11 protein-coding genes are annotated in these 13,117 nt (G+C 64.6%); 7 read left to right on the top strand and 4 right to left on the bottom strand.

The window, feature by feature from the left end; genetic code table 11:
• Positions 1–210: 210 nt before the first annotated feature.
• Positions 211–735, bottom strand: a complete 525-nt coding sequence (locus tag OVO38_RS05735; RefSeq protein ID WP_095277227.1) for a carboxymuconolactone decarboxylase family protein — start codon at positions 733–735, stop codon at positions 211–213.
• Between the two features lie 93 nt (positions 736–828).
• Positions 829–1,425 carry a peroxiredoxin gene (locus OVO38_RS05730; RefSeq protein ID WP_095277230.1) on the bottom strand — a complete coding sequence of 199 codons (597 nt, stop codon included), beginning with the start codon at positions 1,423–1,425 and terminating at the stop codon, positions 829–831.
• A gap of 149 nt (positions 1,426–1,574) precedes the next feature.
• Between OVO38_RS05730 and OVO38_RS05725 the strand changes: the two genes are divergently transcribed.
• Together OVO38_RS05725 and hrpA are read left to right on the top strand one after the other, a co-directional pair.
• The gene (locus OVO38_RS05725; RefSeq protein ID WP_267207970.1) at positions 1,575–2,531 is read left to right on the top strand and encodes a hydrogen peroxide-inducible genes activator; all 957 of its coding nucleotides are present in this window, start codon (positions 1,575–1,577) and stop codon (positions 2,529–2,531) included.
• Between the two features lie 23 nt (positions 2,532–2,554).
• Positions 2,555–6,490: an ATP-dependent RNA helicase HrpA gene (gene hrpA, locus OVO38_RS05720; RefSeq protein ID WP_267207969.1), complete on the top strand. Its 3,936-nt coding sequence runs from the start codon at positions 2,555–2,557 to the stop codon at positions 6,488–6,490.
• Positions 6,491–6,516: 26 nt separating this feature from the next.
• On the opposite strand, the gene nrdR is transcribed toward hrpA, so the two are convergent.
• Together nrdR and OVO38_RS05710 are read right to left on the bottom strand one after the other, a co-directional pair.
• Positions 6,517–6,975, bottom strand: a complete 459-nt coding sequence (nrdR, locus tag OVO38_RS05715; RefSeq protein ID WP_095277238.1) for a transcriptional regulator NrdR — start codon at positions 6,973–6,975, stop codon at positions 6,517–6,519.
• 91 nt (positions 6,976–7,066) lie between these two features.
• Positions 7,067–7,282 carry a hypothetical protein gene (locus OVO38_RS05710; RefSeq protein ID WP_133063988.1) on the bottom strand — a complete coding sequence of 72 codons (216 nt, stop codon included), beginning with the start codon at positions 7,280–7,282 and terminating at the stop codon, positions 7,067–7,069.
• Between the two features lie 381 nt (positions 7,283–7,663).
• Between OVO38_RS05710 and lexA the strand changes: the two genes are divergently transcribed.
• From lexA to OVO38_RS05685, 5 genes are all read left to right on the top strand, one after another.
• On the top strand, positions 7,664–8,350 hold the full coding sequence (gene lexA / locus OVO38_RS05705) for a transcriptional repressor LexA (protein WP_095277243.1): 687 nt from the start codon (positions 7,664–7,666) through the stop codon (positions 8,348–8,350).
• A 233-nt stretch (positions 8,351–8,583) separates the two neighbouring features.
• Positions 8,584–9,369 carry a DeoR/GlpR family DNA-binding transcription regulator gene (locus OVO38_RS05700; protein ID WP_095277246.1) on the top strand — a complete coding sequence of 262 codons (786 nt, stop codon included), beginning with the start codon at positions 8,584–8,586 and terminating at the stop codon, positions 9,367–9,369.
• A gap of 171 nt (positions 9,370–9,540) precedes the next feature.
• Positions 9,541–10,506: a 1-phosphofructokinase family hexose kinase gene (locus tag OVO38_RS05695; protein ID WP_267207968.1), complete on the top strand. Its 966-nt coding sequence runs from the start codon at positions 9,541–9,543 to the stop codon at positions 10,504–10,506.
• Positions 10,507–10,545: 39 nt separating this feature from the next.
• Positions 10,546–12,684 carry a PTS fructose transporter subunit IIABC gene (locus OVO38_RS05690; protein ID WP_267207967.1) on the top strand — a complete coding sequence of 713 codons (2,139 nt, stop codon included), beginning with the start codon at positions 10,546–10,548 and terminating at the stop codon, positions 12,682–12,684.
• 70 nt (positions 12,685–12,754) lie between these two features.
• On the top strand, positions 12,755–13,024 hold the full coding sequence (locus OVO38_RS05685) for an HPr family phosphocarrier protein (protein ID WP_095547130.1): 270 nt from the start codon (positions 12,755–12,757) through the stop codon (positions 13,022–13,024).
• Positions 13,025–13,117 lie beyond the last annotated feature (93 nt).

The raw sequence follows: 13,117 nt of genomic DNA, 5'->3' as shown, positions 1-13,117 counted from the left end.
TGCCAGCGGCCGCCGCGACAAGTTGCATGCCGCGGCGGTCGATGGATACGAGGTCTGCCAGTGCGTTCATGGCAGCCACGTTACCGGCCCTGAGCTGGGGAAACAATGGGTTGTGAGGATTCACCCACTTTCGGCCCGGGAGGGAACCGCGGGCCGGTTTGGTGCGTCTAAATAGGGTTGGGGGTTTGCGTGGCGTCGATAAGCGAGCTGCTAGCGCGCTGCCTCGATCTCGATGGCCTGGGCGACGGCCTGCACGACGGCGCCGACCTTGACGCCCTCCCAGATCTGCTCCTTGGTCAGGCCCTCCTCGCGCAGCGTGTTCGCGTGGGCGACGCTGCAGTGCTCGCAGCCGTTGATCGCGGAAACGGTGAGGGACCACAGCTCGAAGTCGGCCTTCTCCACACCCGGCTTGGAGATGATGTTCATGCGGAGGCCGAACTTGACCTGCGCGTAGTCGTCGCCAAGCCAGCCCTTGGCGCGGTAGCCGACGTTGTTCATCGCCATCACGGTGGCGGCGCCGAACGCAGCGTTGAGGGCCTCCTCGGAGAGGTGCTCCTTCGCCTCGTCGGTAATTTCGGAGATGACGGTCGCGTTGCGGGTCGCGGCGGCAGCGGCGACGAGCGCGCCCCACAGCTGCTGCTCGCTCAGCTCGGTCGAGCGGGTCAGCGAACCGAGGTTCAGCTTCTGGTCCTTGGCGTACTCCGGCAGAGCGCCGCGCAGGTTGTCAATAGACATTGGGTGTCCTTTCGTGTGATTGGTGGTGAGTAGACGAGCGCCCCGCCACTCCAGCGGTGCGGAGCGCGGGGCGGCTTCGTGCGAAGAATCGCGCTATTTCAGGGCGTCCTGAACCACGGCCATCTTGTCGATGTTCTTGGTCGGATCGTTCTTCTGCCAGTCGCAGGCGCAAACCTCCTCGGACTGCAGTGCGTCGAGGACGCGCAGGACCTCGTCGACGTTGCGGCCGACGGCGTCCGGGGTGACGGACACGAACTGGACGATGCCGTCCGGGTCGATGATGAAGGTCGCGCGGTCGCACACGCCGTCAGCGTTCTCGACGCCGAGAGCGCGGATCAGGTCGTGGCGGACGTCGGCGAACATCGGGAACGGGATGTCCAGCAGGTCCTCGTGCGTTGCGCGCCAGTTGAAGTGGGAGAACTCGTTGTCCGTGGAGCCGCCGAGCACCTGGGTGTCGCGGTCCTCAAACTCCTCGTTGAGCTTGCCAAAGGCGGCAATCTCGGTCGGGCATACGAAGGTGAAGTCTTTGGGGTAGAAGAAGACGATCTTCCACTTGCCCTCGTACTTGTCCAGGGAGACCTGCTCGAAGTAGTCGTCCGGGGAGGACGCGTCTGCTTCCTTGAGGTTGCCGCCCTTGAGCGCGGTCAGGTTGAACTCCGGGAAACGCTCCCCAACAGTCATGATCGGCATAGTGATTCCTCCATATACATAGGGTGAATTTGCGTACTGTGACGCAGTTAGTCACGAACACGTTCTCACGTCTTCTGCCACCCGAGTATGCCACAGCCCACCCGGAAGCTCAACAACAAAACCTATAAAGGTGCGGTATGGTGATAGGCATGAGCAATAAGGAATATAAACCGACGCTCGCGCAGCTGCGCACCTTCGTCACGATCGCGGAGAACAAGCACTTCGGCACCGCCGCGGCCAAGCTCGGTATCTCGCAGCCGTCGTTGTCGCAGGCCCTCGTCGCGCTCGAGGGCGGGCTGGGCATCCAGCTCATCGAGCGCTCGACGCGCAAGGTCATCGTCACCGCCGCCGGCGAGGAGCTGCTCCCCTTCGCAAAAACCACGCTCGAAGCAGCCGACGCTTTCGTCGCCCGCGCACAGGGCGCCCACGGCGTGCTCAACGGCCCGTTGACCATCGGGATGATCCCCACGGTCGCCCCGTACCTTCTGGCGGATCTCCTGCCGCGTCTGCGGTCCGAGTATGAGAACCTGCAGCCGCGCATCGTGGAGGAACAGACCGAGCGTTTGCTCGAGCAGCTTCGCGACGGCCGCATCGACCTCGCCGTCCTCGCCCTCCCCACCGAGACGCCCACGCTCACGGAACTGCCCCTCTACGACGAGGAATTCGTCGCCGTCACCCACGAGGATGACGCGCTCGCGGGGCGTCGCGACCTGCCGCTCGCAGCCCTCGAGGAGCTCGACCTGCTGTTGCTTGACGACGGCCACTGCCTCCGCGAACAAATCGTCGACCTGTGCAAGCTGGCGAATGTGTCTCACCCCGCCGCCAACCAGTCGGTGACGCGGGCAGCGTCGCTCACCACGATCATGCAGCTCGTCGGAGCTGGTTTCGGCGCAACGCTGGTGCCCAAGTCCGCCGTCGCGAGCGAGTGCACCCGCCCCGGTATCGGGCTGGCGACCTTCGCCACCGGCGTTGGGGCGCAGCGGACCATAGGGCTTGCGTACCGGGCGTCGTCAAGCCGCACTGAAGAGTTCGAGGCCCTGGGCGAGTTGGTGAAAGCCGCGTACGCGGAGGCTGCCGCGCGCGGAGATGCAGCGCTCACGCAATGAGCTACTAAGCTGGTCCAGCAGTGATGAAAAAGGATCCAGACAATACGGACGTGCCGAGCAAGGACGAGCTGTACCGTCGGCTCGACTCGGTGCCGATCAACCAGGAGCGCGGGTTCCGGCGGCGGCTTTCCAAGGCCAAGGCGCCGCAGGCGCTCGCCGCGATCGGGGCAGACATTGCGGAGGCGGCGCGTGGCGTCGAGAAGCGAAATGCCCTCGTGCCCGCCATCGAGTACCCCGAGCAGCTGCCCGTTTCCGCGCGGCGCGACGACATCATGGAGCTGATCCGCGACAACCAGGTCGTGATCATCGCTGGCGAGACGGGCTCGGGCAAGACCACGCAGATCCCGAAAATGCTGCTGGAGATGGGGCGCGGGCGACGCGGGCTGATCGGACACACGCAGCCGCGCAGGATCGCCGCGCGCACGGTGGCCGAGCGCATCGCCGACGAGCTGGGGCAAAAAATTGGTCAAACCGTCGGCTACGCCATCCGCTTCGACGACAAGGTGTCGGACTCTACCGCCGTGAAGCTGATGACGGACGGCATCCTCCTCGCGGAGATGCAGCGCGACCGTTTTCTCAACGCCTACGACACGATCATCATCGATGAGGCCCACGAGCGCAGCCTGAACATCGATTTCCTCCTCGGATACCTCAAGCGGCTCCTGCCGAAGCGGCCGGATCTCAAAGTCATTGTCACCTCGGCGACGATCGACCCGGAGCGCTTCGCCGCGCACTTCGCGGCCGCAGACGGCACGCCCGCGCCAATCATCGAGGTCTCGGGCCGCACCTACCCGGTGGAGATCCGTTACCGGCCGCTCGTCGAGCAAGTGGAGACGAAGTCGGGCACGAAAGACGTGGACATCGACATGATTGACGGCGTCGTCGATGCCTGCAAGGAGCTCATGGGCGAGGGCAAGGGCGACATCCTCTGCTTCTTCTCATCAGAGCGCGACATCCGCGACTGCATGGAGGCGCTGGAGAAGCAGCACTGGCGCGGCGTGGAGGTCGTGCCGCTGTTCGGGCGCCTCTCCAACGCGGAGCAACACCGCGTGTTTTCCCCGCACTCCGGCCGCCGCATCGTGCTGGCCACCAACATCGCGGAGACCTCGCTGACCGTGCCGGGGATCCACTACGTGGTGGATACCGGGCTGGCCCGTATCTCTCGCTACTCCACCCGCACGAAGGTACAGCGCCTGCCCATCGAGGAGGTTTCGCAGGCCAGCGCGAACCAGCGATCGGGCCGCTCCGGACGTACCGCCGACGGCATTGCCATCCGCCTGTACTCGGAGGAAAACTTCGAGGCGCGGCCCGAGTTCACCGACCCGGAAATCCTGCGCACCAACCTGGCCAGCGTCATCCTGCAAATGATTTCGCTGCGCCTCGGCGACATTTCCGAGTTCCCGTTTATCCAGCCGCCGGACCACAAGGCAGTGCGCGACGGTCTCCTGCTCCTCCACGAGCTGGGCGCGATCACCGACAAGGAGCGCAGCGGCGCCCCCGTCTTGACGGACATCGGCCTCGACCTCGCGCGCATCCCCGTCGACCCGCGCATGGCGCGCATGCTCGTCGAGGCCAACACCCTTGGCGTGCTCGATCGCGTCACCGTGATCGTCGCCGGCATGACCATCCAGGACGTGCGCGAACGCCCCCTGGAGTACCAAGCACAGGCGGATCAGGCGCACGCACGCTTCAAGGATAAGACGTCCGACTTCCTCTCCGTGCTCAAGCTCTGGGACTACATCAACGAGTCCCGCGACGAGCTGTCGGGCAACGCGTTCCGCAAACGGATGAAGCGCGAGTTCCTGCACTACATGCGCATCCGCGAGTGGTATGACCTGGTGCGGCAGCTGCGGGATGTGGAAAAGCAGTTGGGGTGGATTGTGCGGGCGTCGCAAAGCACTCAAGCCGACGGCGAAGCAGACGCCGACGCCGTGCACAAATCGCTGCTCACTGGCCTGCTGTCAAACATTGGCGCGCGCGACGGCAACTCAAAGGAGTTCCAGGGCGCGCGCGGCACCCGCTTCCTCGTCTTCCCCGGCTCGAGCCTGAGCAAGAAGCCGCCGGAGTTCCTCATGGCCGCGGAACTGGTGGAGACCTCGCGGCTGTGGGCCCGCGACGTGGCCAAGATCGAGCCGCAGTGGGTGGAACGCGCCGCGAAAGACCTGCTCAAACACAGCTATTCCGAACCGGTGTGGTCGCGCAAGCGCTCCGCGGCGATGGTGCACCAGAAGTCCATGCTTTACGGCGTCACGATTGTGCGCGACCGGCTCGTTCCGTACCACAAGGTGGATCCGGAGGCAGCGCGCAGCATGTTCATCCGACACGCGCTGCTGGAGGGCGATTGGAACCGCCACCACACGTTCATCGAGCACAACGACGCCCTGCTCGCGGAGGCCTCCGAGGTGGAGGAAAAGGTCCGACGCCGCGGCCTCGTGGTCGATGAGGACACGCTGTTCGAGTTTTACAACGCCAAGCTGCCCGCCGACGTGACCACCGCGCGGCACTTCGACTCCTGGTGGAAGAAGCAGCGCCGCACAGACAAGCACTTCCTCGACTTCGACCCGGAATCGCTGCTTGACGACGCCGGCACCGACACCTCAGCCACCGCCTTCCCCGAGACGTGGCGCCAGGGATCGATCAACTACGACCTGAGCTACAGGTTCGAGCCCGGCGACCCCTTCGATGGCGTCACGGTCGAGGTCCCGGTCCCGCTGCTCGCAGGCCTAAGCCCCGACGGCTTCGATTGGCTTGTGCCTGGCCTGCGCGAGGAGCTCATCACCGAGCTCATCCGCTCGCTCCCCAAGGCCATTCGCACCACCGTCGTCCCCGCGCCCGACTTCGCGCAGCGCGCCCTGCCCCTCCTCGAAGACGGGCAGCCGCTTGTCGACGCCCTCGCGTCCGCCCTCCAGTCACTGGGGGCCTCCGGGGTCAACGGGTCAGACTTCTCACCGACTCGACTCCCGGCGCACCTGACCATGACGTACGCCGCAATTGACAAGCGCGGGAAGGTCGTCGACCACGACAAGGACCTTGCCGCGCTGAAGAAGCGGCAGGCGGGCAAGATCCGCTCGTCTGTGTCGAAGGCGAGCCGGGCGGCGGAGTCCAAGGCCGTGGCGAAGTGGACGGCGGACTCCCTGGGCGAGGTGCCGGCGACGGTGCAAACCACCATTGATGGCAATAGCGTCGACGCGTTCCCCGCGCTGGAGGCTACCCGCGACGGCGTGCGCGTCACGGTCTTCCCAACGAAGGCTGCCGCGGACGCGTCGATGGTCACCGCGACCCTCACGCTGCTGATCCGCGAGATTTCGGTGTCTGCGCAGCAGATGACCAAGGGGGTGCCGCTGCGACAGAAGGTGGCGGTGGACCAGTACCCGCACGGTGGCGCGAAGGGGCTCGTGGAGGATGCGCGGGTGGCCGCGATTCGCGACCTGATGATGCAGCACGGCGGCCCCGTGCGTACTCCGGAGGAGTTTTCGGCGCTCGTGGCCAAGGTGTCGCCAGAAGTTCCTGGCGCGGTGCGGCGCATGGTGGTGGGCATCGCCCCTGGGCTCGTCGCGTACGCGAACATGGCGCAGGAGCTGTCGCAATGGGAAGGTCCCGCGATTGATGACATGCGTTCGCAGCTCGAGTTTTACCTCCCCCGCAACGCGTTGACCAGGCACGGACTGACCCACCTCCAGCACATGCCGCGCTACATCGAGGCTATCCGGATTCGCCTTGAGGACATGCGCGTGGATCCCGACCGCGATGCGGACCGGCAGGCAATTGTCGACGGCGCGAAGTCGTACCTTGCCGCCAAGTTGGCCAAGCTCCCCGCCGGGCGGGAAAAGACTCGCGCCTACAAGGACGTGTTGTGGAGGATTGAGGAACTGCGCGTGAGCGTCTTCGCGCAGCGCCTTGGCACGCCGAAGCCGGTCAGCGCGCGGCGCATTGAGAAGATGGTAGACAAGCTGACCTAGCGGCGTGAGCTACAGACTCAACCGGCTCAGAAGTCCTCTTTGTCGCGCCGCCGCATCAGACGAATCTCTGATTCGAAGTCGTCGGCGCTCTCGAACGACTTGTACACGGACGCGAAGCGCAGATAGGCGACCTCGTCAAGCGCGCGGAGCGGTTCGAGCACCGCGAGGCCGATTTCGTGCGCGGGGATCTGTGAGCTGCCGTGGGAGCGCACGATCTCCTCGACCTGTTGCGCGAGTCGTTTGAGCGCGTCGTCCGACACGTCGCGCCCCTGGCAGGCACGCCGCACGCCGACGATGAGCTTGTCACGGTCAAACGGCTCGCTGATCCCGTTGCGCTTCACCACCGTCAGCACTGCCTTTTCCACGGTGGTGAATCGCCCCCCACATTCGGTGCACTCACGACGCCGGCGGATTGCTGATCCTCCTTCAATGATGCGGGAGTCCATCACGCGCGAATGATCGTTGTGGCAAAACGGACAGTACATTGCAGGCTCCCGCTCCTCGCTGTTCTGGGTACGCCCCGGGGACGTGCGCCCGGGCTTGCCTCCTCAATGTACCGTCCCCCGCGCCGCTTCCCTAGCGGGCGCCAGCGACGTATTGGGCGGAGACTTGGTGGCTCATCGACGCGGTGTCGTCCGAGAACGCACCGCCCACGATCGACCCGATCACCAGCGCGGCGCTCAAGCCCAGTCCCACGAGCACGCTCTCGCGCTTTTCGCGGTGGGATTCGAACCGATCGTCCGCTCGGTCTGGCCACTGCGCCGGATCACCCCTCCCCACATCAACGGCCATTATCGAATTACTGAGCGTTCGAACATGCTCAGCCCCACACCGCCGAACACCACGGGTTTCAATGTCCCACTCGTCAGCACGAGCCGGCATGGAAGCCACCTCGAAGCGAGTAGTAGAAGCACCGTAAGTACCATTTTGCATCATCGTCATGAGTTCATTCCTTTCACGTTCACCGCAATCTTACGAACCGAACCAACACTGTCGAACGGAATACCGTTCAGGCGTTCGATGTCGGTTGCATGTTCGATTTATAGCAGGCACGTCAAAGCTTGTCTAGCGGGCGGGTTGAGAACTCGAACATGTTTGCCCGATCTGGTAGGTTGTGCAGTGCGTAGTTAGCGCGAATAAACTCACACACAGTCACCATCAAAGGAGCACCTCATGGCCCGCAAAAAGGCTGATGCCAAGGATTTGGACATCTCGACGCTGTCTGATCGTCAGCGGCGAATTTTGGAAGTAATTCGGGACGCCGTCGTCCTTCGCGGCTACCCGCCAAGCATTCGCGAGATCGGCGACGCAGCTGGGTTGCAGTCCACCTCGTCCGTCGCCTACCAGCTCAAAGAGCTTGAAAAGAAGGGCTTCCTGCGCCGCGACCCGAACAAGCCTCGCGCGGTCGACTTGCGCCATCTCCCCGACGCACCCGGCAAGAAGCCGAAGCCGAGCACGGACACAAACGTGCCGGAGGATGCGTCGACTCCGCGCTACATCCCAGTGGTCGGCCAGATTGCCGCCGGGTCGCCGATCCTCGCAGAGGAGAACGTGACGAGCTACTACCCGATGCCGGAGGATCTTCTCGGCGACGGCGACCTGTTCATGTTGCAGGTCGTCGGCGAGTCGATGCGCGATGCCGGCATCCTCCCCGGCGACTGGGTCGTCGTTCGCTCCCAGCCCGTGGCAGAGGAGGGAGAGTTCGTCGCAGCCCTGCTCGACGGCGAGGCGACGGTGAAGGAGTTCCACAAGGATTCCAGCGGCGTGTGGCTCCTCCCCCACAACGATGCCTACTCGCCTATTGACGGCACCAATGCGGAAATCATGGGACGCGTCGTCTCCGTGTTCCGCACCATGTAGCACCTCCACCCTGAACACACGCCCGCAGCGATCCCTCGCGCGGGCGTTTTTCTTGTTTGTAGCTCACCTCCGCTTATCACCTTCAACCACTGTGACGATTTCCGGATATGTGGCGGGTGCTGCCCCCGCTTCGGGGGAGTCGGGCACAACAACAACCAATCGGGCACCAATCAATGCGACAATGACAGGTATACGTTTTCCCGTCTTACATCCCGACATACTGAAGGAGCGCCGTGTACGCAGAAGAACGCCGGCGACAAATTGCCTCCCTCACCGCGGTTGAAGGTCGAGTCAATGTCACTGAGCTGGCCGAAAAGTTTGGAGTCACCGCGGAGACGATCCGTCGCGACCTGGCTGTGCTCAATGATGAGGGCATTGTCCACCGCGTGCACGGTGGCGCCGTAGCGAGCCAATCCTTTCTCACCACCGAGTTTCCGCTTGAAGCCCGCTATCGCGCCGCGTCCACGGCCAAGATGGCGATCGCCCGTGCAGCGCTCCAATTCCTCCCGGACCGGCCGGACCGATCTCTCTTCCTCGACTCTGGCACAACCATCAATGGTCTGGCCGAGATTATTGCCAAGCACCCCTCGGCCAAAGATTGGCACATCGTGACCAACTCGCTGCCCACCTCCCTCGACCTGGCAAGCGCGGGTTTGGAAAATGTGCAGCTACTGGGTGGAACCGTTCGTGCGATCACCCAAGCGGTCGTCGGAGACATCGCGCTTCGCTCCATCGCCATTCTGCGCGCCGACGTCGCCTTCATTGGCACCAACGCATTGACCATTGATCACGGGCTCTCCACGGCCGACCCCCAAGAGGCCGCGATCAAGAAGGCGATGGTCACAAACGCGCACAAGGTGGTGGCGATGTGCGACTCGACCAAGCTCGGAAACGACTACCTGGTGAGCTTCGCCCGCCTGAGCGAAGTCGATGTGCTGGTGACCGACTCGGAGGCGCCAAAGTCCTTCATCGATGAACTCGTCGCACACGGCGTCGACGTCATTACCGCGTCCGAGTAAGCCCGTTTTCCCGCTCACTCGTGTGAGATCGCTTCCGAATGGTTGAAAAATCACACCTATTCGGACATACTTGGGGGGGGTGGCGCTTAGTGCCCGGCATCGCCAACAGACTCGCTGCGTAGGGGCGCTCTCGTGCCTCACCCCACTACATCAACAGTAGGGAGCGAATCCATGATCATCACGTTAACGCCGAACCCGAGCATCGACGCCACACTCAACGTCGATGCCGTGGCGCGCGGCGAAGTGGTCCGCGCCACCGATGCCAGACGCGAAGCCGGGGGTAAAGGCATCAACGTCGCCAACGCTGTTGCGCTGGCTGGCAAGGAGACCCTCGCGATCGCGCCGTGTGGATCACACGACCCATTCATCAGCGCTGTCGAGCGCGCGCGCATCCCGTTCGCACCAGTGCCCATCCAGGGCAACGTGCGCACGAACACGGCGCTCACCGAGCCGGACGGCACCACCACCAAGATCAACGAGCGTGGTGCCGAGTTGTCGGGTGAGGAGCAGCGTGGCGTCGAAAAGCAACTGCTCAACCACGCACGAAGCGCCGACGCTGCAGTGCTGGCTGGTTCGCTGCCGCCTGGTGCGGCGCCGGACTGGTACGCCGAGCTTGTCGCTTCCCTGCGCAAGGCTTCGCCGGATCTTGTCATTGCTGTGGACACGTCGGATGCGCCGCTGCAGGCGCTCGGGCGCAAGCTCGACGGTGCGGCACCGACCATCATGAAACCGAATTCGTTCGAGCTGGCCCAGCTCACCGGCGCGGACGGGCACGAGCTCGAGGCCGCCGCCGAGCGCGGCGAGTACGATGCCATCATCGCCGCAGCGCGCGCCCTCGTGAAACGAGGTGTGCAGGAGGTGCTGGTCACGCTCGGTGGCGCCGGCGCGTGCCTGGTCACGGCCAACGGCGCGTGGGCGGCCTCCGCTCCCCCGATCACCGTTCGCTCCACCGTTGGCGCGGGCGACAGCTCGCTCGCCGGCTACGTGATGGCGCGAGTCGAGGGCCTCGAGCCCGCGGATTGCCTCCGCCGGGCCGTGGCCTACGGCTCGGCCGCTGCCTCGATGCCGGGCACGGGGATTCCTTCCCCGTCCGACCTGGACGTCGAGCGCACCAAAGTCTTCAGTCTTTCCAACTAATTCAATACCCATATCCTTCGCTACAGAGTAGGAACTCCTATGAACTCCCCACTCATCACACCTGACCTGGTCAGGCTGGACGTGGACTTCGGCTCCTCGCCCGCGGACGTCATCCAACACCTTGCCGGGCTCATAGAAGCCACCGGGCGCGCGACCGACGCAGGCCCCATCGCTGAAGCGGCGACTGCCCGCGAAGCGAAGGCCGGCACCGGTGTCAACGGCCGTGTGGCCATCCCGCACTGCCGCGTCGCTACGGTCAACGAGCCCACCCTTGCCTTCGCGCGCCTGTCCAATCCGGTTGATTTCTCCGGCCCCGACGGCGATGCCGAGCTGGTCTTCCTCATCGGCGCCCCCGAGGACGGCGGCAAGGAACACCTGAAAATCCTGTCCAAGCTGGCCCGCGCGCTGGTCCGCGGTGACTTTGTGGAGAAGCTTCGCAACGCCAGCACCGAGCAGGAGCTTGTCGACGCCGTGCTGGAGGTCGTCAACGCCGAACCGAAAAAGAAGAAGCCGAAACCGGCCACAACCGATGGCGCCGCAGCCGCCAGCAGCACGGCCGTCACCGCGGGCGCTGCAGGTACCGCGGGCACTTCCGGCGCGAAGCAGGACGTCATCCGCATCGCTGCGGTCACCTCGTGTGCGACCGGCATTGCCCACACCTACATGGCAGCTGACGCGCTCACCCAGGCAGCCGAAAAACGCGACAACGTCGAGCTCATTGTGGAGCCGCAGGGGTCGTCCGGCGGCGACCCGCTCGAGCAGTCCTTCATTGACAGCGCCGACGCAGTCATCTTCGCCCACGACGTGGCCGTGCGAAACAAGGGCCGCTTTGCCGGCAAGCCGGTCGTGGATTCCCCGGTCAAGCGCGGCGTGAACGAACCGGATGCGATGATCGACGAGGCCATCGCCGCGGCGAAGGACCCGAAGGCCCCTCGCGTCGCGGCCGCCTCCGAGTCCGCCGGCGAGGACTCCGCAACCGGTTCCTCCGGCGAAAGCTGGCCAAAGCGCCTGCAGCAGGCGATCATGACCGGCGTGTCCTACATGGTGCCGTTCGTCGCCGCGGGCGGTCTCCTGCTCGCGCTCGGCTTCCTGCTCGGCGGCTACGACATGGCCAACGGCTGGCAGGCGCTGGTCACCCAGTTCACGCCGTGGGATCTGCCGGGCCACGAGGTGACGGTTGACGGTGTCACGGCAACCTTTGAGCGCTCCGGGTGGGCGCTCTACCTCGGCGCCGTCCTCTTTGCCACGGGCCAGATGGGCATGCAGTTCGTCGTGCCGGCCCTCTCCGGCTACATCGGCTACGGCTTGGCAGGGCGCCCCGGTATCGCACCGGGCTTCATCGGCGGCGCCATCTCCGTCATGGTTGGTGCCGGATTCATCGGCGGCCTGGTCACCGGCCTGCTCGCCGGCGTGATCGCGTACTGGATCCAGACCTGGAAGGTGCCGCGCTGGCTCGGCTCGCTCATGCCGGTTGTGATCATCCCGCTGCTGACCTCCCTGATCGTCGGCCTGCTGATGTTCCTCCTGCTGGGCCGCCCGCTCGAGGCGCTCATGCTGGGGCTGACCGACTGGCTGTCGTCCATGACGGGGTCGTCGGCAATACTGCTTGGCATCATCATCGGCCTGATGATGTGCTTTGACCTTGGTGGCCCGGTGAACAAGGCGGCGTACCTGTTCGGTACCGCGGGCCTGTCCGCTGGCACGGACGCCAGCTTCGAGATCATGGCGACCGTCATGATCTCCGGTATGGTACCGCCGATCGCGCTGTCCATCGCGACCTTCCTGCGCAAGGAGCTGTTCACCCCGGCCGAGCAGGAGAACGGCAAGTCCGCGTGGCTCCTGGGCCTGTCCTTCGTCTCGGAGGGAGCGATCCCGTTCGCAGCAGCTGACCCGTTCCGCGTCATCCCCGCGATGATGCTGGGTGGCGCTACCGCGGGCGCGGTCTCCATGGGCCTGGGCGTGGGATGCCAGGCGCCGCACGGCGGCGTGTTTGTCATCTTCGCCTACGACCCGTGGTGGGGCATGGTGATCGCGCTGGCCGCGGGCGTACTCGTGGCCACGTTGGCCGTAATTGCCATCAAGCGTTTCTGGCCCAACAAGGAAATCCAGAAGGCCGCTGTTGACAAGGCTGCGCAGGAAAACACCGCTTCGGCGGGCGCGCAGCAGGTAGCGGCATAACCAACCCGGTGCCTACACTGGTACCCAGTAAATCAGCACTCAACCAAAGTATTTTCGAAAGGACCTCATTATGGCTTCCAAGACCGTCAAGGTTGGCTCCACCGTCGGACTGCACGCACGCCCGGCAACGATCATCTCCGACGCCGCAGGCGAGTTTGATGACGAGATCATCCTGACCCTCGTCGGTGGCGACGAGGACGACGAGACTGACGCCGCGTCCTCCCTCATGATTATGGCGATGGGCGCGGAGCACGGCGACGAGGTCACCATCACCTCCGACAACGCCGACGCCGTTGAGAAGATCGCCGCGCTGATCGAGCAGAACCTCGACGAGGAGTAGCCTCCGCGCGATCGCACAACTTCAGGCCCCTGGCACCTTCCCCGTGAAGGCCCAGGGGCTCTTTCGTGCTTATCGACGCCCCCGTAATCCCCT

The sequence above is a fragment of the Corynebacterium sp. Marseille-P8863 genome, assembly GCF_946902955.1.
Classification (GTDB): domain Bacteria; phylum Actinomycetota; class Actinomycetes; order Mycobacteriales; family Mycobacteriaceae; genus Corynebacterium; species Corynebacterium gottingense.
This window is presented reverse-complemented; position numbering and strand designations above follow the sequence as displayed.

Excerpts from the sequence above, each read along its gene's own strand:
- OVO38_RS05735 (WP_095277227.1), bottom strand. The coding sequence starts at position 735 with ATGTCTATTGACAACCTGCGCGGCGCTCTGCCGGAGTACGCCAAGGAC.
- OVO38_RS05730 (WP_095277230.1), bottom strand. The coding sequence starts at position 1,425 with ATGCCGATCATGACTGTTGGGGAGCGTTTCCCGGAGTTCAACCTGACC.
- OVO38_RS05725 (WP_267207970.1), top strand. The coding sequence starts at position 1,575 with ATGAGCAATAAGGAATATAAACCGACGCTCGCGCAGCTGCGCACCTTC.
- hrpA (WP_267207969.1), top strand. The coding sequence starts at position 2,555 with ATGAAAAAGGATCCAGACAATACGGACGTGCCGAGCAAGGACGAGCTG.
- nrdR (WP_095277238.1), bottom strand. The coding sequence starts at position 6,975 with ATGTACTGTCCGTTTTGCCACAACGATCATTCGCGCGTGATGGACTCC.
- OVO38_RS05710 (WP_133063988.1), bottom strand. The coding sequence starts at position 7,282 with ATGGCCGTTGATGTGGGGAGGGGTGATCCGGCGCAGTGGCCAGACCGA.
- lexA (WP_095277243.1), top strand. The coding sequence starts at position 7,664 with ATGGCCCGCAAAAAGGCTGATGCCAAGGATTTGGACATCTCGACGCTG.
- OVO38_RS05695 (WP_267207968.1), top strand. The coding sequence starts at position 9,541 with ATGATCATCACGTTAACGCCGAACCCGAGCATCGACGCCACACTCAAC.
- OVO38_RS05690 (WP_267207967.1), top strand. The coding sequence starts at position 10,546 with ATGAACTCCCCACTCATCACACCTGACCTGGTCAGGCTGGACGTGGAC.
- OVO38_RS05685 (WP_095547130.1), top strand. The coding sequence starts at position 12,755 with ATGGCTTCCAAGACCGTCAAGGTTGGCTCCACCGTCGGACTGCACGCA.